The 20,661-nt window shown below is 42.0% G+C and carries 17 protein-coding genes, 2 tRNA genes and 1 riboswitch; of the genes, 13 read left to right on the top strand and 6 right to left on the bottom strand.

Annotated elements, in window-relative coordinates; translation table 11 throughout:
* Positions 1 to 2 precede the first annotated feature (2 nt).
* Entirely contained in the window at positions 3 to 1,223 is a 1,221-nt protein-coding gene (locus tag IEY48_RS00835; RefSeq protein ID WP_188916439.1) for an acyl-CoA dehydrogenase family protein, read from the bottom strand.
* 173 nt (positions 1,224 to 1,396) lie between these two features.
* Between IEY48_RS00835 and IEY48_RS00830 the strand changes: the two genes are divergently transcribed.
* Both IEY48_RS00830 and IEY48_RS00825 read left to right on the top strand, forming a co-directional pair.
* Entirely contained in the window at positions 1,397 to 2,332 is a 936-nt protein-coding gene (locus IEY48_RS00830) for a LysR family transcriptional regulator (protein ID WP_188916438.1), read from the top strand.
* A 51-nt stretch (positions 2,333 to 2,383) separates the two neighbouring features.
* Positions 2,384 to 3,517 carry a sensor domain-containing diguanylate cyclase gene (locus tag IEY48_RS00825; protein WP_188916437.1) on the top strand — a complete coding sequence of 378 codons (1,134 nt, stop codon included), beginning with the start codon at positions 2,384 to 2,386 and terminating at the stop codon, positions 3,515 to 3,517.
* 142 nt (positions 3,518 to 3,659) lie between these two features.
* On the opposite strand, the gene IEY48_RS00820 is transcribed toward IEY48_RS00825, so the two are convergent.
* Positions 3,660 to 3,974, bottom strand: coding sequence for a hypothetical protein (locus tag IEY48_RS00820; protein ID WP_188916436.1), 315 nt, complete (start codon positions 3,972 to 3,974; stop codon positions 3,660 to 3,662).
* Positions 3,975 to 4,175: 201 nt separating this feature from the next.
* On the opposite strand from IEY48_RS00820, the gene IEY48_RS00815 reads away from it, so the two are divergent.
* Together IEY48_RS00815 and IEY48_RS00810 are read left to right on the top strand one after the other, a co-directional pair.
* Positions 4,176 to 4,670: a putative 4-hydroxy-4-methyl-2-oxoglutarate aldolase gene (locus tag IEY48_RS00815; protein ID WP_188916435.1), complete on the top strand. Its 495-nt coding sequence runs from the start codon at positions 4,176 to 4,178 to the stop codon at positions 4,668 to 4,670.
* Positions 4,671 to 4,695: 25 nt separating this feature from the next.
* The gene (locus IEY48_RS00810; protein WP_188916434.1) at positions 4,696 to 6,540 is read left to right on the top strand and encodes an AsmA family protein; all 1,845 of its coding nucleotides are present in this window, start codon (positions 4,696 to 4,698) and stop codon (positions 6,538 to 6,540) included.
* A gap of 72 nt (positions 6,541 to 6,612) precedes the next feature.
* On the opposite strand, the gene IEY48_RS00805 is transcribed toward IEY48_RS00810, so the two are convergent.
* Together IEY48_RS00805 and gloB are read right to left on the bottom strand one after the other, a co-directional pair.
* Positions 6,613 to 8,166 (bottom strand): lytic transglycosylase, encoded by a 1,554-nt coding sequence (locus IEY48_RS00805; protein WP_188916433.1) that lies wholly within the window; start codon positions 8,164 to 8,166, stop codon positions 6,613 to 6,615.
* A gap of 149 nt (positions 8,167 to 8,315) precedes the next feature.
* Positions 8,316 to 9,095: a hydroxyacylglutathione hydrolase gene (gene gloB, locus IEY48_RS00800; protein WP_188916432.1), complete on the bottom strand. Its 780-nt coding sequence runs from the start codon at positions 9,093 to 9,095 to the stop codon at positions 8,316 to 8,318.
* Between the two features lie 98 nt (positions 9,096 to 9,193).
* Between gloB and IEY48_RS00795 the strand changes: the two genes are divergently transcribed.
* The gene (locus IEY48_RS00795; protein WP_188916431.1) at positions 9,194 to 9,925 is read left to right on the top strand and encodes a class I SAM-dependent methyltransferase; all 732 of its coding nucleotides are present in this window, start codon (positions 9,194 to 9,196) and stop codon (positions 9,923 to 9,925) included.
* Between the two features lie 54 nt (positions 9,926 to 9,979).
* Here the strand turns inward: IEY48_RS00795 and rnhA are convergent, their stop codons facing one another.
* Positions 9,980 to 10,453: a ribonuclease HI gene (rnhA, locus tag IEY48_RS00790; protein ID WP_188916430.1), complete on the bottom strand. Its 474-nt coding sequence runs from the start codon at positions 10,451 to 10,453 to the stop codon at positions 9,980 to 9,982.
* Between the two features lie 77 nt (positions 10,454 to 10,530).
* Between rnhA and dnaQ the strand changes: the two genes are divergently transcribed.
* From dnaQ to IEY48_RS00770, 4 genes are all read left to right on the top strand, one after another.
* Positions 10,531 to 11,259 (top strand): DNA polymerase III subunit epsilon, encoded by a 729-nt coding sequence (gene dnaQ, locus IEY48_RS00785; protein WP_188916429.1) that lies wholly within the window; start codon positions 10,531 to 10,533, stop codon positions 11,257 to 11,259.
* Between the two features lie 10 nt (positions 11,260 to 11,269).
* Positions 11,270 to 12,604, top strand: a complete 1,335-nt coding sequence (locus tag IEY48_RS00780; RefSeq protein WP_188916428.1) for a TIGR03503 family protein — start codon at positions 11,270 to 11,272, stop codon at positions 12,602 to 12,604.
* A 151-nt stretch (positions 12,605 to 12,755) separates the two neighbouring features.
* Positions 12,756 to 12,832: transfer RNA gene (locus IEY48_RS00775), tRNA-Asp, on the top strand.
* An 88-nt stretch (positions 12,833 to 12,920) separates the two neighbouring features.
* Positions 12,921 to 12,997 (top strand) — tRNA-Asp (locus IEY48_RS00770).
* 299 nt (positions 12,998 to 13,296) lie between these two features.
* Here IEY48_RS00770 and IEY48_RS00765 read toward each other — a convergent pair.
* Positions 13,297 to 15,363: a TonB-dependent receptor plug domain-containing protein gene (locus IEY48_RS00765; protein ID WP_373293681.1), complete on the bottom strand. Its 2,067-nt coding sequence runs from the start codon at positions 15,361 to 15,363 to the stop codon at positions 13,297 to 13,299.
* Positions 15,364 to 15,660: 297 nt separating this feature from the next.
* A riboswitch (TPP riboswitch) is annotated at positions 15,661 to 15,760 on the top strand.
* Positions 15,761 to 15,978: 218 nt separating this feature from the next.
* Between IEY48_RS00765 and thiC the strand changes: the two genes are divergently transcribed.
* Genes thiC through thiS form a run of 4 tightly spaced genes read left to right on the top strand, consistent with a single transcriptional unit; the run spans position 15,979 to position 20,660 of the window.
* Positions 15,979 to 17,943 carry a phosphomethylpyrimidine synthase ThiC gene (gene thiC, locus IEY48_RS00760; RefSeq protein WP_188916427.1) on the top strand — a complete coding sequence of 655 codons (1,965 nt, stop codon included), beginning with the start codon at positions 15,979 to 15,981 and terminating at the stop codon, positions 17,941 to 17,943.
* Entirely contained in the window at positions 17,943 to 19,601 is a 1,659-nt protein-coding gene (gene thiE / locus IEY48_RS00755; RefSeq protein ID WP_188916426.1) for a thiamine phosphate synthase, read from the top strand. The genes thiC and thiE overlap by 1 nt, the downstream gene beginning before the upstream one ends.
* Entirely contained in the window at positions 19,598 to 20,425 is an 828-nt protein-coding gene (locus IEY48_RS00750; RefSeq protein WP_188916425.1) for a HesA/MoeB/ThiF family protein, read from the top strand. The genes thiE and IEY48_RS00750 overlap by 4 nt, the downstream gene beginning before the upstream one ends.
* Positions 20,412 to 20,660: a sulfur carrier protein ThiS gene (gene thiS, locus IEY48_RS00745; RefSeq protein WP_188916424.1), complete on the top strand. Its 249-nt coding sequence runs from the start codon at positions 20,412 to 20,414 to the stop codon at positions 20,658 to 20,660. Before IEY48_RS00750 ends, thiS begins: the two co-directional genes overlap by 14 nt.
* Position 20,661 lies beyond the last annotated feature (1 nt).

Below are 20,661 nucleotides of genomic sequence, written 5' to 3'. Positions count from 1 at the left end.
CCTTATTTGTATTTAGCCAACTCAAGACGAGATACCATCGCCATGTGCACTTCATCTGGACCGTCTGCTAGGCGTAAGCTACGCGCCATTGTGGCAAAACCGGCTAATGGCGTATCGTGATTCATGCCCGCACCACCATACAATTGAATAGCCATATCAACCACTTGAGTTAACATGTTAGGCACTGCAACCTTAATCGCAGAAATATCAGTCATAGCATGCTTAACACCAAGGTTATCGATTTTCCATGCAGCATTGAGGGTTAACAGTCTTGCTTGTTCGATAGCTATTCTCGCTTGTGCTATACGCTCAAGGTTACCACCGAGTTTGATAATAGGTTGACCAAATGCAACCCGTGATTGGCCACGTTCAATGGCCAACGACAACGCCCGTTCAGCAGCGCCGATAGCTCGCATACAATGGTGAATACGACCAGGCCCTAAGCGACCTTGGGCAATTTCAAACCCTTTGCCGAGCCCCATAATGACATTCCCCTTAGGCACTCGTACATTAACGAGCTCCATTTCACCATGGCCATAAGGTGCATCGTAGTCACCATAAGCGGTTAACATGCGCGTGATATTGACACCTGGTGTATCAAGCGGCACTAATACCATGCTGTGACGTTGATGTTTTGCTGCATCAAGGTGAGACAACCCCATAAATATCATGACCTTACAGTTTGGATGGCCTAAACCCGTAGACCACCATTTACGGCCATTAACGATGACATCATCTCCGTCTTCAATAATGGTGGCTTGCATGTTAGTGGCATCTGATGAAGCGACATCAGGCTCTGTCATGGCAAACACAGAGCGGATATCACCAGAAAGGAGTGGTGAAAGCCATTGGGCCTTTTGTTGTTCATTGCCAAAATGATAGAGCACTTCCATGTTGCCGGTATCAGGTGCATTACAATTAAAAATCTCTGGAGCCAGGATTGAGCGGCCCATTTCTTCTGCTAAACAAGCGTATTCAACACACGTTAAGCCTTGAGCTAGAGTGGCATCAGGCAAAAACAAATTCCATAATCCGTCGGCTTTAGCTTGTGCTTTAAGGGCTTCTATTTGTTGTGATAATTGCCATTGAGTCCAATCACTGCTGTGATTAAGCCGTCTATTTTCAGCGAGAATATCGGCTTCGATAGGTAGAATGTGTTGATCAATAAACGATTTTACTCTGGTTAAATATTGTTGTGATTTTTCTGTGGTGTAAATGTTCATTCGATCGTCCTGTGTGATCTAAAGTGTAAAAAGCTGAATAACGTGATCAAAGCCTGTTTATGTTGTCAGCATAACGTAGTATTCTAAGTGAACGAAATGAAATAACTTGCTAGCAATTAATGAATGTAATTCATAGTTGTTTAAGCGCAGTTAAGCTGCACATTGAGAGAAGCATGGCCGATACCAAAGCAATTCAGCAACTTGACTTAAATTTATTAAAAATTTTTGAAGCCTTGTATTTTGAACAAAATATGACGTTAGCAGCAAAGTCGTTATTTATTACGCCTTCGGCGGTCAGTCATGCCATAAAACGACTTCGTTTAGTGTTAAATGACCCACTATTTGTGCGTCAAGGTCAGCAAATGCAAGCCACTGCCGCGTGTCAACGTATGGCGCCACAATTGATTAATGCCCTCAATCGTATTAGGCAAGTATTGCAACAGTGTGGTGAGTTTGACCCACTCACCACCGAACAAACCTTCAACATTGCCATTCATGAAGCATTAGAAAGTCAGTTGATGCCTGCGTTGATCACTCACGTAGCAAAATTGATCCCACATGCTAAAATTTGCAGTATGGCTTTATCTCGTGAACATATATCGCGTCAACTTTCTAATGGGGAGGTTGATTTAGCGATTGATGTGGCAAGGGCCGTCAATGCGCCTTTAATGCATATGCCGCTTTTATCGGATCCATTTTGTGTGTTGATTGATGCAAGTCAGCAACCTGAGCTTGCCAACAACTTTAACCAACAGGCTTATTTATCGGCAGAGCATGTTGCTGTTTCTAGTCGGCCTATTGGGCGGGTTATGGAGGATTTATTGTTGCAGCAGCAAGGGATAAATCGGTTAATAAAATACCGTTGCCAAAGTTATCAAACAGCGGCCAAGATGGTGCTAGGTTCTCGATTGATACTGACACTGCCTCGCTCAATTGCTGAACAATTTATTGATCCCAATTTATTGGTTTGTGCAATGCCATTTAGCTTAACTGACATCGATACGCACCTTTATTGGCACAGTAACACAGAAACTGATCAAGCCTTAAGCTGGCTTAGGCAGCAAGTTGTCCGTGTCGTGCAAATTAATCAAACTAAGATGACAGATTGATGTTGTCTTTCAACAAGACAGTAATAGCCGCATTCGCATATTGAGGTGATTTTGAATATCAAGCCATTAATAGCAGCAACACCGTTTACTCAATTACGTTTTAGGCATTATCAAATTCACCATTTGCTACTGCCTTATGCACTATACACTTTGAGCGTTATACCTATTTATTTGTTTTTCATTGTGTCCGATTTTCATCATATTGACGTAGATTTATGGTTGGTTATCACGGTGAAAATTTTATTGTCGCTGGGTTGTGTATTGATATTGTTGTTATTGCGTAATCGCGCGCCACAGTATTTAGAGCTTGGTGAATTTGTATTGGTATTTAGTGTTTTTGCATCACTGACCTATGTTGCCCAGTTGGCAATGATTTTTGGTGATGAGCATTATCAATCAGCAGGCTTGCTGGCATTAGTGTATGTCGGCTCATTGTCGCGCATGGCCTTTAACAAGGCATTTATGTTGTTAACATTAATGTTATTGACCCATCTTGCGTTGATTTCATCTGTAAAATTGAGTCAGGATTTTGCCAATGCGGTTGATAATTTAACCCTATTTATTGCTGTGTATTTTGTGGCTGTTATAGGGTGTTTACGGCGTTGGTCAGAGTCACAAAAAAGTTTTTTAAAATTTACAAAAATACGTAACCAACAGTTAGCGTTACGTAAAAACCAACAATTCTTATCAAAACAAAATCAAACCGATCCGCTAACGGGCCTTAAAAACCGGTTATTTTTATCAGCAAACTTAGAGCGGATATCTTCATCAGCCAACACCTTAACCGTTTTAATGATCGACATTGATAACTTTAAACAGATTAATGATACCTATGGGCATCCATTCGGTGACGAAGTCATTTTAAGAGTTGCTGACACAATTGGCCAATATTGTCATGGGCGTAATAAAATTGCTGTGCGCTACGGCGGTGAAGAGTTTTTGTGTTTAGTGATTGATGAAACCGCAAATAACACAGCAGAATTAGCTGAAACGATTTGTCATGCAATAACTCAAATAACATGGCCAATTAAACAACTCATCGTTACCGTATCGATTGGTGTCTCGACAAATACCTTACATAAATCGGGTGATTTTAAATTAATTGAGCAAGCTGACGAAGCATTATATCAAGCAAAAAATGACGGCAAAAATAGGGTTGTAGTGTATCCACGACAACAGTTGTAGGGGATCCTTTCCCTATAACAATGATGTAATAGCTAAAGCAGGTGAGTGGTGTTTTCTGTGCTTATTTAAGATTAATGGGCAATGTAAATGACATCGTTAATAAAACCCACAATATGATTAAATTTAAATGATTAACCCAAGCTTATTTGCGTAGTTGTACCATAATATTAATGACATCTTGGTAAGCGATATTATATTGGCGAGATAAATTAATAATTTTAGTTTTGTATGTTTGAATATGTTCCTGTTTTACAAGGTCGAGTTGCTTTTCTTCTACTATGCTATTAATCGAATCTTGTAAGATGAGTAAGCGACGTAAACTGAAATCCAGTGACGTAATATAAGCTGTCATCTGTTGTTTATTACGGGCATTTTCAAGGTTTGTTGTAGTGCGTTGCTCAAAGTCTAACTCATCAAACGCATTCATCATTTGTTGTAAATTTAAATCGTTGCTCATAAGTGTGGTGTTCTAGATTATTTTCTAAAATTATATTCAAAATTAAAGGGTAAGTCACCTTTTAACGTGTTGATGATTATTAATGTAAAAAGTTTGAGTCTTTTGGGTGTTGAAAATAGCAATAGATGATCTATCGTTAACAAAACTTGTTGAATTGTTTCATTATTAGTAATCTAAGATTTTGATTCCCAAGGAGGGCTTATGTTAGATCTATTACCAGACCTATTTGATCATTACCCCGAAAAATTGACCTTGTTAACCAATCCATGGCGCAGCTTTGGTGCAAAGTCGATATTTTTTGGCGAAGTCGTCACCGTGAAATGTTTTGAAGATAATTCGATGGTGAAATCTGAGTTAGCCAAACCGGGACAAGGTAAAGTATTAGTTGTCGATGGTGGTGGCTCAAGCCGTCGTGCATTACTGGGCGATATGATAGCACTCAATGCTTATGAAAATGGTTGGGAAGGCATCATTATCAATGGTTGTGTTCGTGATGTGGGTACCATTAATGAAATTCAAATTGGTGTGCAGGCCTTAGGAAGCAACCCGATAAAAACAGAAAAAAAAGACGTAGGTGAAGTGAACATAAATATCGACATCGCAGGGGTTAATATTGTTCCCGGCATGATGATTTATGCTGATTTAAATGGGATTGCAGTCAGTAAACACCCCTTAGACCTGTCTATTTTACAATAGAAAAAATACAGACAAGGAAGCAACAATGAAAGCAGTAAAGTGGTTCTTAGCAATTGTGCTCATCCTCATAGTAGGCATTACTGTCTATTTAACGATGTTTTTTGACTTAAATAATTTTAAGCCGCAAATTGTCGATGCTGTTAAAAAGCAAACTGGGCGAGACTTACAAATTAAAGATGATTTGAGCTGGAGTGTTTTTCCTTCTATCGGCATTAAGCTGGGCGGGATATCGCTGTCTAACCCTGAAAACTTTTCACCGGCATCAATGTTAGATGTTAATGAAGCCGTGGCCAATGTGGCGTTAATGCCGCTGTTTAGCCAACAAATTGAAGTTGATTTATTAAAACTCGATGGATTAACCCTAAATTTAGTCACACAAAAAAATGGTAAAACCAGTTTTGATGGCTTATCGGGTGAGGGCGTTTCAGAGCCTGCTGGCGATACGGCAACAGAATCTAACAGTGGTGATAGCAAAATGTCACTGCAAACGTTAGATATTGGCGGGATTGAACTCACCAATACCAATATTAACTTAATCGATATGGCAACGGATACCAGCCAAACCTTTAGCTTAAAAAGCTTTACGCTAGGTCAATTTAGCTTAGGTAAGTTTGCTGATTTTGCTTACGAGTTTGCAGCGACTTTACCGGATATGCAATTAGCATCGTCAGGACAAGGTAAAATACAAGTTGACCAAGCCCTAAAGCATATCACCATTAATGACTTTACCATGAGCCACAATGCTCAAGGTGACAGCCTACCTAAAAAGTCAGTCACGGTAGATATGACCACCCAGTTGCAAATGGCCTTAGATGCGCAAACAATTGAACTGCAATTGACAAAATTGTCAGCTATGGACATCGCCGCTACAGGTAAAGTGGATGTTAATTATGGCAATTCAGTACCTAAAATAGCCATGACTTTAGATGTTGGTGATATTGATGTAGATGCGTTGTTACCTCAAGAAACGGCAACTGAAGACACTGCCATAAATGAAGCGCCAGAGGCTACAGCGTCAGCGACAAGTAGCGAACCCGATTTATCAGCACTTAAGACAGTTGATTTAACGGTTAACCTTAGCGCTAAGTCAATTAAAGTTAGCAATATGCTCACTCAAAATTGGCAAATGAACATGGCGATCAAAAATGGTATATTAACGTTATCGTCATTAACTGCAGACTTATATGAAGGTAAATTAGCGCTTAGTGCTAAACTTGATGGCCGCCAAGCCGTACCAACTTATCAGTTTGATAAAACACTGACTGGCGTGAATATTCGTCCACTATTAATTGATGCTGCCGAGGTTGATTTACTTTCAGGCCAAGCTAGTTTTCAAGTTAAGGGCAGTGGCTCAAGTTTAATTCCTGAGAAACTGAAAAAGAATCTTGATGCTGTAGGTCAGTTTGAAGTGGCTGATGGTTCATTATACGGAGTGAATATCCCGCAAATGATCCGCAGTGCACAGCAAAAATTAACAGGTGATTTATCTTCAGCCGATAAAGAAGAGTTAAAAACCGACTTTACCAGTTTAACGGGCAGCTTTACGGTGAAAGAGGCCGTAGTGACCAACCCTGATCTTGCAATGGCTTCGCCTTTATTGCGGATCAAAGGCGAAGGTACAGCCAATATTGCTTCAGAAGCGTTAAATTATAACTTAACGACCAGTGTTGTAGGGTCGCTTTCAGGTCAGAGTGATGCTACTGATGAGTCGTTAAAAGGCATTGATGTGCCGTTAACCATTAAAGGTACTTTCCAAGAGCCTAAGTTTGGTATAGATACTAAAGCGTTACTCGAAGGACAGTTTAAAGAAGAAGCCGATAAAGCCAAAGAAAAGCTTAAAGATGGTTTGTTTAAAAAGTTAGGCATTTAATCAACAAAGCGTAATACAAACAAAAACGGACAAGCATAGCTTGTCCGTTTTTATATGAGCGAAGCGGTTATGTTAACTGTTGGTCACGATTAATTTTAATATTTGACCAGGTTGAATGTACTTACTTTTTTGTAAACTGTTCCATTCGATTAACTCATCAACGGTGACGTTATACTTAGTGGCAATTCGCGCTAATGAATCGCCAGATTGCACACGGTAGTTTACCGTTTTCTCTTTGCTGCTGTTACTTGCAGTCACTTCGTTAGGGTAAATCACTAGGTTTTTGCCAACAGACAGGGTTGATTGTTGTTTAAGGTTATTCCAACGCATTAATTGAGCAACAGTAACCTGTTGAGTTTGCGCTATCTTCCATAAAGAATCACCGGACTTAACCGTATATGTTTGCTTGTTTGGACTAGACTTAATGACTTTTTGACGCGCTAATACTTGATCGGCTGTCATGGTGGCTAAATCAGGATCTTTAGCTGCAACCGGAATAATTAAGAATTTTCCGGCAATAATATTATTGCCTTTGATCCCGTTACTGCTACGAATTAACGTCGCCGTGGTTTCAAATTGGTCTGCTATTTCACTGATACTGTCACCAGACTTAATTTTATAGCGTACCCAGTTTATGCGAGAGTTTGGTTCAATAGCGGCTAATGCACGTTTAAAGTTTGCTGCTTTGTCGCTAGGTACCACCAATTGATGTGGCCCTTGTGGGGCCGTTGCCCAACGCTTTAAACCTGGATTAATCGCTTTTAAATCATCAATATTAACTTGCGCTAAATCTGCCGCTAATGTGATATCTAGTTGACTCTCAATGTTCACGACTTCAATTTGAGCAGCGTTATCGATTGGCGTTAATGTGATGCCATATTTATCGGCATGTTTTATCACATCTGCTAAGGCCAATAATTGTGGGACATAATGCGCTGTTTCTCTTGGTAATTTTAGTGACCAAAAATCGGTTGGTTTTCCTTTTGCCTGATTATTTTTAACTGCATTTAAAACCCGGCCTTCACCAGAATTGTACGCCGCTATGGTGTAATTCCAATTTTGATCCATTTTAGGGTACAAATACTCGAGTAAATCTAAGGCTGCTTTGGTTGAGGAGGCTACATCTTGACGACCATCAAACCACCAGTTAGTTTTAACCCCAAAAGATAATGCTGTTGGTGGTGTTAATTGCCATAAACCAGAAGCATGACTTCCTGAATAGGCTAGGGGATCAAAGCCACTTTCTACGATGGGTAATAATGCCAGCTCAATTGGCATGTTACGTTGCTCAAGTTGCTCGACAATATAATATAAAAATGGGGTAGCACGCTGAGTGACGATTTCTAAATGCTTAGGGTTGTCTATATACCATTGACGATATTGAGCAACTAAGGCGTTGTCGGGGATTGGAAATGCCATTTTATTGCTGATCAGCAACCACAAGTTATTAATCTCTGCGACTTGCTCTTCTATTTCTTCAATGGTGACGGTGGAAGATTTTTTCGATTTGGCACTTACCGCAACAGTTTGTTGCTCGCTATCTGTTTGCGGCACAGTGGTTTGGAGCGTTTGGCACCCCGTCACTGCCAGGATACTGCCGGCAATAATAAATAAATTTGCTTTCATTTGAAGATACACTTCCTCAAGTTCTCTAGGGCTAAAAAAGGGTAGAACATACCAAATGCCTATGAGACTCTTTTGGTCATGCTTTAGTTCAGTTTGGCATTGTAGATTAAAATTTTTAGCTTGTCTTATTAAACTGTTTTCATGTTGATTTAAAAACTATTCTTCCACTGCCTAAGCAGTGTAAAGGTTTGAATTTCATCAATATTAACTATGTTGAATTGTGCTGATATTGCGACCTGAATCGCATTTTTATGACAACGTAAAAAAGGGTTTATGGCTTTTTCTATGGCGATTGTGCTAGGTATGGAAGGGATGTTTTTTGCGCGTAATTTGTCCACCTTTGCCGAATATGTAATCAAATCAGGGTTGGTTGCATCGACATGCAAGGCAAAGTCAAGATTGGCGCGGGTGTATTCATGTGCGCAATAGACTAGAGTGTCGTCAGGTAATAGGGCTAGCATGCTTAATGATTGCAACATTTGCTCTGGGGTGCCCTCAAATAAACGCCCACAACCGCCACTAAATAATGTATCGCCGCAAAACAATTTATTCTCAATATAATAGGCAATATGACCTAATGTATGACCGGGCACCGCCATGACTTGTATCTGGCCTAATGAGGGGATGACAATCGTGTCTTGGCTGGCAATGGTTAATGGCTGTGTAATGCCTTTAATGTGTTCATTACTTGGGCCGTATACCGCTAAGGTGTGATTAAAGTGCTGTTGTAGTTGCTCAATACCACCAGTGTGATCAGCATGATGGTGAGTGATCAGTATGCCAACTAAATTTAAGTTTGTTGTGGCCAAATAATCAATCACAGTCTGAGCACAGCCAGGATCAACAATATAAGCATCTTGGCTTGTCGATTGGTGGACTAACCACAGATAATTATCATTAAATGCTGGAATGGTATGAACGTTAAGCATAATCTGGCTCGAGTGATGATTGATAATCTGTTAGGGTAACGATAAGACTAAATGACATCAAGCAAAGCGGTTTATTTTAACAGTTTGAGGAGTAAAACGTGGCAAGCTCGAGGTTAACACCACAGCACTGGGATGACTTACCATTTGGTGAAGTATTACAAGCTGAAATAGAAACCACGTTAGCCCCATGGTGGCCGCGTATATTTGGCTATCACTTACTGAAAGTGGGTAGCTTAAGCAGCCAAATAAATAGCTTACAGTGTAATATTAATCGTCATTTTTCGTTATTTGATGGTGAGGGAGGCAATATACAAGCTGACCCTCATTACTTACCGTTGCAACAAAATAGTATTGATGCCGTTGTTAGCTGTTTTTTATTAGATTTTGAGCAAGACCCATACCAGATATTACGTGAATTTGACCGCGTACTGATCAACAGTGGTTATGTGTTTATTGTAGGCTTTAATCCGGTCAGTCCGGCTTTTGTGGGCAAAATCTTACCCAAGTACCAAGATAAGCTCCCTTGGAGTGGGCAATTTTTTATGCCTTCTAGAGTTAAAGATTGGTTGGGTTTATTAGGTTATCAGGTATTAGCCGACGAACGCTTAATGCATCACTCTTTGCTAGGGCCAGTGGGTAGTAATAATCAAACGCCCTGGTGGCAAAAAACCTTGGCTAACTGGTTACCAAGCACCGGCAGTGTTTATGTGATTGTGGCGCGTAAAATGACCGTTCCATTAACCCCAATAAAAGATAAAGCTAAAGTGAGCGCCCCCAATTGGTCTACTGCGCCAAGTGCTGGACGTACAGGTTTATCTAAAACCCAATAGTATACAAGGGTTAACGTGCATGCATTAGTGCTACATGACATTAAGCTGATATCATTATTCTGCCTGATACCCCACATCCGCTTGTTTAGGTTTAGCTTCAGCAGCTTGTCTCGCTAGGGTGTCACAACGTTCGTTTTCAATGTGGCCAGCATGACCTTTAACCCAGCGCCAATCAATTTTATGTTTTTGACTTACCGTATCTAAACGTTTCCACAAATCTACGTTTTTAACGGGTTGCTTAGTGGATGTGAGCCAACCTTTTTTTTTCCAGCCATGGATCCAAGATGTTATCCCTTGACGCATATACTGGCTGTCGCTGGTTAAAATAATATTACACGGTTCATACAGTGCTTCGAGGGCAATGATAGGGGCAAGAAGCTCCATGCGATTATTAGTAGTGAGAGCAAATCCATCGGCAATTTCATGGGTTTGATTTTTGTATTTCATCACGACACCATAGCCGCCAGGACCAGGGTTGCCTAAACAAGAACCATCAGTAAAAATATACAGCTGTTTGAGTTCGGCCATCAAGTTGTTACCATAGCAAAATATTCGCGCCAGTATACTCAATTTAGGTAGTGGCGAGGGCTTAAAGAGTAAAAATTATGAACATTATTTCAAGTACGAGTCGTCAAGTTATTCTTGATACCGAAACTACAGGTATGAACCAAGCAGGTGGACCGGTATATATTGGCCACAGGATCATTGAAATCGGCTGTGTAGAAGTGATTAACCGCCGTTTAACAGGCCGGACTTATCACCAATACATTAATCCTGGTCAAGCTATTGATCCCGAGGCCATCGAGGTTCACGGCATTACCAATGAACGTGTTGCAAATGAACCACGTTTTCATCAAATAGCACAAGAATTTATCGATTTTATTGATGGCGCAGAGATTGTTGCACATAACGCAAACTTTGACGTGAGCTTTATGGACCATGAGTTTTCAAAACTCAATCCTCTCGGGCCGAAAACGAAAGATATTTGCAGTATTTTAGACAGTTTAGCCATCGCCAAACGATTACATCCAGGGCAAAAGAATAACCTTGATGCCTTATGCCGTCGTTATGGGATTGATAACGGCCGTCGGACCTACCATGGCGCGTTACTCGATGCTGAAATCCTAGCTGACGTTTACTTAATTATGACCGGCGGACAAATTAAGTTTAATTTGTCTAATGAAAAAGCCGGCCAAGAGGGCGGTGGGATAAAAAAAATAGACACATCAGCGTTTAATCTTAAAGTCGTGGGCGCATCGGCCGATGAAATATTACTACACGAACAACGACTTGACTTAGTTGCCAAGTCTGGAAAATGTCTTTGGAGAGGGTAATTTTACCTTTATGACTGCTAGCCGCTTGCGCCGTTTGATCATTATTTGCCTTCTTCTGTTGAGTCCTATTGGGACTTGGCAGCCTTTCGTTCACGCTGAAACAATAAAAGCATCACAGGCAGCCGAACTTAAAAACCGCTTTAGAATCGATTATATGGTCGACAAGCTAACCCTCGTTATCCAGCGTAGTTACGGTTCTGCACCTGTGGTTGTCGTATTGCCTGATGGCAGTAAGTGGTATTCAAATCGTCATCCTCAAACAGTCAAATGGGTGGATGGTCTGGCTGCTGATATGATTTATATCGAAAAACCTATGCCTGGCCCTTGGCAGCTATTAGGTGACATTACCGAAGGTTCAACGATTCAAAAAATCTCTGAACTTGATATTGATGTTGAGCCTTTTCCCCAACCGTTATTTCAAGGAGAAAGACTTAAAGTTACTGCCAGGCTGCTTGGTGATAACTTAACCATGAGAATGCCAGGTCTTGATTTTATGGTGGAATGGACTGCGAAGTTTTCAAGTCAACATATTAATGGCGAGGATAACTTTGTTACCGGAACTATTATTGTTGGTGCATACAAAGACAATGGTGAAGATTTAGATGAAGTGCCTGACGATGGGGTATTTACCGGTGCGAAAAATCTTGATCAACCGACAGGTCACTATACGTTAAACGTCACGGCGCGCAATAACCTGTTTGAACGCGAATATGTCATGCCGTTTGTATTATCAGAGCAGCCAATCACGGTTGAAATGGTACCCAATAACGACCCATTAAAAGGCATTTGGCAAATTCAGACGTCAATAGACGACACGCAAGTGTTACTTGATCAAACCCATTTTTTGTTTGAGTTAGTTGGGCCTGCCGGTTTACAAATGCCTATCACACTGCAAGATCTCACCAGTGTTGATCAAATCTTGTATTTACCTAAAGTCAGTGATTTCGGCAGCTACAGGGTGAAAGGAACCGCGGTATCGACCACCATTGATGGCCGAGAGATTGTATTAAATCTACCGGAGATGTTTTTTAACTTAATTGAGCCACCAACACCAGGGCCAACAGTTGAAGAGTTAGCTTTACAAGCGGCTGAACAAGCAAAGGTAGAAGAGCAACAAGCAAAAGATGATGCCATATTTTGGATTGTTACCGTGAATCTGACGTTATTATTGCTCGGAATTGTTGGGTTAGTGGTATGGCGCAAAAGACAAACATTAGCTAAAGCGATGGCCGCAGCTGAAAAAAGGTTAAAAGAAAACCCGGCAGTAGAAGAAAGCGCAACAGATCAACAACCTGAGAGTATCGATTTGGATGACATCGATTTGACCATGCCAGACGAAAAATAGCTGCTAGCTTAAATGTGCTTATTGGTAATATTACTGCTTGAATTTTGTACTTAAAATGAATAATTGCACATTTTTTAGCTAAACGCGTTAAAACAGTTAAAAAACAGTTGACGATTAATTATCACAACTTTATTATTCATCGCACTTGAGTGGAGCGGTAGTTCAGTTGGTTAGAATACCGGCCTGTCACGCCGGGGGTCGCGGGTTCGAGTCCCGTCCGCTCCGCCAATCAAGTGCCTGTTTGTACTTAATAAAATATTTACCATGCTTATATTTTATCATGTTGTTATTTTATTAAGTGTAAACAAACCGTTTTGGAGCGGTAGTTCAGTTGGTTAGAATACCGGCCTGTCACGCCGGGGGTCGCGGGTTCGAGTCCCGTCCGCTCCGCCAAATAAACAAGCCCTTACAGCAATGTAAGGGCTTTTTTATTGGTTTTAAATCTTCAACATCTTCAACATCTTCAACATCTTCAACATCTTCAACATCTTCAACATCTTCAAAACCTCAAAACCTCAAACACCTTCAACAACTTCTAAATCTCCAACAACTTCTAAATCTCCAACAACTTCTACATTTGACCTCGACACTAGTCGCGTGTTTGCTCATTCAAGCGGAGTGGTCGCTCTGCTAAATAATAAAGCCCTGACTACTAAGAAAGGGCTTTATGGTGAATGTTTATCGCAACAAGGCTAAAAAGAATAATTAACGCTCAGTTCGAGTGAACGTCCAGCTCCTGCTATTTGCTCAAAGCCATGACTATTATCTGCTTTATATTCTGCAATACTGACACCACCCAGAGGGAGTTGATAGTATTCATCAAGTAGGTTCTTTACAGCGACCGTTATAGTCGCTTGTTGCCAAGTGATACTACTGCTTAAATTTAACAATGAATAACTGTCTGTGGTGTTTTCGAGGCGAGTGTTGTCCACACGATCCTTTTCTGCCACCCATTGCCATATCACACTGTTTTGCCAGTAGCCACGTTGATGGTGTAGACCTAGCTCCGTTTGTAGCGGTTTGATTTGATAAAGGGGTTGGTGAGTATCATCTCGTTCACCGTGTGTGGCACTCACATTGGCGGTTACTGACCACTTACCAGTCGTTTGTTGTGCAAATTGATACTCCGCATCAATTTTAGCGCCGTATAGTGTGGCGTCTACATTAGTGAATTGTAAAATATTGCGGCTGTTACCGTCGAGTCCACTACTATTGAAACTCCCCACCACATTGGCGTCAATGTAATCATTGATATCGCTATACCAAGCGGTGGTAGTCAGTGAAAAGTTATCATTGATTTGCTTATATGCTGCACTCAATGTGTGGGCGGTTTCTTGATTAAGATCGGGGTTGCCAATGTAGCCATTACCGTCGCCATACCAACCAATCATGGTGGTTGCCATGGTGCTTTGCCCCCAACTATAACGCTCGTACAGATTCGGAGCTCGGCCTTTACGTGCTAATCCTAGCTCAAGGGTTTCGGTATCACTGAGTTGGTAACGCGCTAATAGGGTGGCATCAATAATATGGTCATCGCGTTGCCGCTCAAGGGCGTTAAATGCCTCGGCCGCAGCAGCATTTACATTGGTCATCCCCATCATGCTCATGGTGTTATAGGGTTGTACTTCATCAGCATCGGTGGAGACATATTCATAGCGTAAGCCTGCTGACAACCACCAGCGACTGTTGAGCGTTTGTTGCCATTCAGCAAATACTGCAGCACGTTTTCGCTCACCATTGTTGATATTGATATAGTCATTTGGGCTCATCATAGTTGAGCCTGTCACCGCTGGCCAGCTATCGTCAAGTTGATATAAATAGTACTCTTGGCCAAGTAAAAGTATGGCATCTTTATTGATGGGTAATTGCCAATGAAGTTGATAACTTAAATCTTGTCCCGTGGTTTCCATTGGCATCTTGCCGGTTTTTTCTTCACTAAAGAATCCCATTTCATGTTCAACTCTGTGCCAGTTCATTTGGGCACTAAATAAACCGTCATTGTCGAGGTCCAATTGATAGCGCACGATTGCACCAAAGCTATCATTATTGGTCATATCCATATATTGGTTAGCAAAGCCTTGAAAGGGAATATGTTGGTGAGTGAGTTTTACTGCCAGTTGCTGTGTCTCATCTTGCCAGGCGGCCATTAAGGAATGTTTTTGTGATTGATATAAGGTGTCGAGTACTTTATCGCCATGGCCATCAACATAGCTATTAGCATCTTCGTATGAACCTTGATAACTAAAACTTAATGTTTTACTCGCTACGGTAGCATTGACCGCCGCGAGAGTGGCGTCGCTAACACTTTTGTATCCGCCAGACACATTGCCACTTTGCCAAATTACATCGTCACTTTGATTAAATACGGGCTGTAAACTGTTCACCTTTATCACGCCCGCAATGTTATCACCGCCAGCACTGACAGGTGATACGCCGGCGACAACTTGCGTAGATACAATTTGATTTGCAGATATATATGAGAGTGGTGGATTCATTTGATTGGCGCAAGAGGCGGTAATATCACTGCCATCTATCGATACTTTAATTCTATCGCCCATCATGCCATTTAATATGGGTAATGCTGACACACCACCAGCTTGCGAAAAATCGACCCCTTGTTGCGTCAATAATGCTTCAGCAGAACCTATTAAATCCTTATTATTGGATTGCTGACCATGTACTTCCAGCCGCTCAATGTTGTCAGTGTTAACAGTATTGAGTGGTATAGCTGCCACTTGTGATGAAATGGCAAATGATATGACTAATGATATTGATGAAAGTTTATGAAGAGAATTAATATTTAAAATAGATGTTTGTGTGTTATGTGTTGTCAATGTTATCACCTGATATTATTTTTATAGTGAATTAATTTCACTGCATTTGTTATCAGATAAATTATATCCTGCTAATGAACACTCGGTATGCGACATAATGTCGCAGCACTGGGGATTTGTCGTATATAAAAGACCCTCGCCACGCTTTTCTCGCTGACATTAAACCTAACATTCATTTTTTTAAGGGCTTGTTATTTGCCATCAAGCTTGCTTATACTGCGTGACATCTTGTCGGAGTGCCATTATGGCTGAGACCGTTTATTCGGGATCCGTTGAACCTGATCAGGCTAGAACCTGCGAAGGAAACAAGCGTAATAATGTATATTTTACGGTGTTAATTTAGTTGTATTATTGATTGTGTTATTGATCGAGCTAGGCTGGTTTTTTAATCATAACAGTCTGTTCTAACTGTTGATTCAATCAAGATTACCCCATTGTAAAAGAGCCATTATTGATGTCGCAAATAGCCCATATTTGCGCCGCAGCGTTACTCAACACCTCTCCTGACAAGCAACTTAACTCTTATTAATGAGGTTGCTAATGTCAACACTACACCGTCGTCAAACTCGCGCCAATGCGCAACAATTTATTGATACCTTAACGCCTTTACAACACCCAAATTCTGAAAAAGTCTATTTAGTTGGCAGTCGCCCCGACATCCGTGTTGCGATGCGTCAAATCCGCCAAAGCGATACTCTTATTGGTGGCAGCAATACTGATCCCATAACCCAAGTTAATCCACCAGTGATGGTATATGACTGCGCCGGTGCATACTCTGATCCTAACGCTGAGATTGATGTACGCCGCGGCCTAAATAAATTTCGCCAAGCTTGGATTGAAGAGCGACAAGACAGTGAACAACTCAGCCACGTCAGTTCTGGTTTTACCCAACAACGGTTAGCCGATGATGGATTAGATCATTTGCGCTTTGATGCGGTTAATGCCCCAAGGCGGGCAAAACCGGGTCGAAGAGTCACGCAAATGCACTATGCCCGCCAGGGAATCATTACTCCAGAAATGGAATACATTGCGATACGTGAAAATATGGCACGTGAGCAGGTAACGGATGCGGTTCTTACTCAGCAAGCCGCTGGCGAAGCATTTGGCGCTCAAATAGGTCAGTTAATCACGCCTGAATTTGTTCGCGATGAAGTAGCACGTGGCCGCGCGATTATCCCGCTTAATATCAACCACCCTGAAGCCGAACCGATGATTATTGGACGTAACTTTTTGGTTAAAGTGAATGCCAATATTGGTAATTCGGCAGTCACGTCATCAATTGAAGAAGAGGTTGAAAAATTAGTGTGGTCAACCCGGTGGGGCGCCGATACTGTCATGGATTTATCCACTGGGCGTTATATCCATGAAACCCGTGAGTGGATTATTCGTAATTCACCGGTGCCAATTGGCACAGTGCCCATATACCAGGCACTTGAGAAAGTTAATGGCGTAGCTGAAGACCTAAGCTGGGAAGTGTTTAAAGACACGTTAATTGAGCAAGCTGAGCAAGGCGTTGATTACTTTACCATCCATGCAGGTGTGTTATTACGTTATGTGCCGATGACGGCCAAGCGTGTAACTGGCATTGTTTCTCGCGGTGGTTCAATCATGGCAAAGTGGTGTTTAAGCCATCACAAAGAGAGCTTTTTATACCAACACTTTGAAGAAATTTGTCAGATTTGTGCTCAGTATGATGTGTCGCTGTCGTTAGGTGATGGCATGCGCCCCGGCTCGATTGCCGATGCTAACGATGAAGCGCAGTTTGCAGAGCTGGCCACTTTAGGTGAATTAGTCAAAGTGGCGTGGCGGTATGATGTACAAACCATCATAGAAGGCCCTGGGCATGTGCCAATGCAGTTGATTAAAATTAACATGGAAAAGCAACTTGCTCATTGTGATGAAGCACCATTTTATACATTAGGTCCACAAACCACGGATATCGCACCAGGGTATGATCATTTTACCTCAGGCATTGGCGCTGCAATGATGGCCTGGTATGGCGTCGCAATGCTGTGCTATGTCACACCTAAGGAACACCTTGGTTTACCCAATAAAGAAGATGTTAAACAAGGTCTTATTGCTTATAAGATTGCCGCTCATGCTGCCGATGTAGCAAAAGGGCACCCAGGAGCACAGGTTCGCGACAATGCATTGTCTAAAGCCCGTTTTGAGTTTCGTTGGGAAGACCAATATAACCTGGGGTTAGATCCCGACACCGCTCGTGCTTATCATGATGAGTCTTTACCACAAGAGTCTGCAAAAGTGGCCCATTTTTGTTCTATGTGTGGCCCTAAGTTTTGCTCTATGAAAATCAGCCAAGAAGTACGTGATTACGCACAAACGTTAATTCATTCAGACAAACATTCCTCAGGACAAGCGATTGAACTCACCGAGGCGAATACTTATCAAACATTAGCCATGGCGCAAAAGTCAGCCGAATTTAAAGCTTCTGGTTCAGCGCTTTATCATGAAGTTAATGCAACCAATGAAGAGGTTGAATCATAATGAATCAACCTCAAAATCCTACCAGCACTAATGTCAGTCCCCGCCCAATTGTATGGACCATTGCGGGTTCTGATAGTGGCGGCGGCGCGGGAATACAAGCCGATTTACTGACCATGAATGACTTAGAATGTCACGGCTGCTGTGTGATGAGTGCGATTACAGCACAAAACTCACTGTGCGTTAATCTGGTCGAACCCGTATCTGCCAGTATGTTATTAGCGCAGCTTGATACCTTATGGTCAGATTTGCCCGCTAAAGTGATTAAAATTGGCCTTATCGCCAACCAACAACAGTTAGGATTAATTGCTGAGTGGTTAAGGCGGTTGCAACAACAATCACAGTTGCCTTTTGTGGTACTCGATCCGGTGCTAGTGGCCAGTAGTGGCGATTATTTAAGTGATAGTCGTATCGACTTTAGCCCGCTTGCGGGGGTAGTTAGCTTAATAACGCCTAATTATCATGAGCTTTACCACCTAAGTACAAATTTACTGCCAGCGTGTGAGCCGCCTACGCAGAAACACAGTCAACAACACAACATGATATTAGCCGCGCAAAGTTTGGCTGAACATTTTAATTGTCATGTGGTTGCCAAAGGTGGAGATGCCAGTTGGCAGCAACAGCGTGCGATTGATGTATATGTCAGCAAGCAAGTGCAGGGGGCAAGTACGCTTTATGATAATCAGGTGTTTTTATTAAGCAGCGCCCGAGTCGATACCACTAATCATCATGGTAGTGGTTGTACATTATCGTCGGCAATTGCAAGCTTTGTCGCCCATGATTACGTGGTGCATGATGCCATCGTGTTGGCTAAGGCTTATGTCACTAATGGATTAATCCATAGCCGTGCTGTAGGCAACGGACCTGGTGTATTAGCGCGCACAGGCTGGCCAGATAATTTGCTGTTAATGCCGCAAATCAGTGGCGTTAATGCTCAGCATTGCCACAATAATGTTAATCCCATAAAAGCGCCTCGAGTTGCACCGTTAGGGGTTTACCCCGTGCTAGATTGCTTAAGTCAATTAACACAGGTACTGGTTGCAGGCTGTAAAACCGTGCAATTTAGAGCGAAACTCATTGATGAAGATGATCCAATACAACAGCAACAGTTAGAGGCCGATATTTGTGAAGTGATTAAGATTGGTAAAGCATTTAAGGCCCAGATATTTATTAATGACCATTGGCAACTCGCGATCAAACATCATGCTTTTGGCGTGCATTTAGGCCAAGAAGATTTAGCTTGTGCCAATATAGAAGCCATACAACAAGCTGGACTGGCTCTTGGCATTTCAAGTCACAGTTATTTTGAAATCTTAATCGCGCATCAATGTTCACCGACTTACATTGCTCTTGGGCATATTTACCCAACCACCACCAAACAAATGCCCTCAGCGCCACAAGGGTTAGCCAAGCTAGGTCGTTATGTCAGTTTAGTGGCTAAGCATTACCCAACCGTGGCCATAGGCGGCATAAATCTAGATCGTCTTGCAGATGTTGCTAACTCAGGCGTGGCTGATGTTGCCGTCGTCAGGGCGATATCACACGCTAGCGATGTGGCAGAGGCCTATCGCCAATTACACCAAGCATGGCTTCAGCTCACAAGGACTCGTAAATATCTCACTGTTCATCAGCGCAACAACGACGATCAGGAGGCAATATGAAAAGCTTAACTGACAGAGAGTACTTGCAGTATTCTCGGACAATGTTGCTCAGTGATATTGGTGAAGCGGGACAAATAGCGATAATGAATAGTCAGGTCGCTATTATTGGAATGGGCGGTTTAGGTCAGCTGGTGGCCCAGTATCTTGCTGCGGCGGGTGTTAAGCATCTGCTCTTTATTGATCATGATGTTGTGGATATTTCAAATCTACCAAGGCAGATACTTTATACACCAACCGATATTGGCAAGCCAAAGGTGGCAGCGGCAAAGCGCACATTAAGTCGTATACACAGCGATATTCACATTGATGCTGTGAATATCAAACTCACCGATGACACGATTAAAGCCAACCTTCAGCTAATCACTAACAAACTCGCAGCAGTTGATGTGGTATTTGATTGCACCGATAACTTGCCCAGTCGGCATGTGATTAATCAATTATGTGTACAGCATCAGTTAATGTTAGTCAGCGGCGCCATTAGCGGTTACCTAGGGCAAGTATTTTGCCTCAACTTTGCAGACCACACTTCAGCGGCATTGTCTGGCTGTTATCGCTGTTTATACCCCAGTCAGACTCATATTGAACAAAACTGCACTCAGCAAGGCGTCCTTGGTCCTGCTGTGGGCGTGATAGCGAGTATGCAAGCCTTGATGGGATTGCAGCATATTAGCTCTACGCTCAACCAATATGGGGTATTGCATTGCTTTAATGCGAAATCTTTTTTATGGCAGCAAGCTCAAATGAGTCGAGATCATCAATGCCAGGTTTGTAAGCCATTGAACATTAGCGCGCAAGATCAGGGAGCAGAATATGTCACTAATTAACGCAACACCGTCTATAACCGTTACAACAGATTTGATTAGTCTAGAGCTCAATGGCACAACCGTGATGCTTGAGCCAGACTTATGTTTGTCAGGGCTATTGGCCGCTAACAATATTGATCTCGCGAGTGTGGCCATTGTGGTTAATGACACTGTGATCCCCCGCAGTGGTTGGCAACACATTCAATGTAAGGCAAATGATCGTATTAACGTATTTTCAGCCGTGGCAGGAGGTTAAA

It is taken from the genome of Shewanella saliphila, from assembly GCF_014648295.1.
GTDB classification, from domain to species: Bacteria; Pseudomonadota; Gammaproteobacteria; order Enterobacterales; family Shewanellaceae; genus Shewanella; species Shewanella saliphila.
This window is presented reverse-complemented; position numbering and strand designations above follow the sequence as displayed.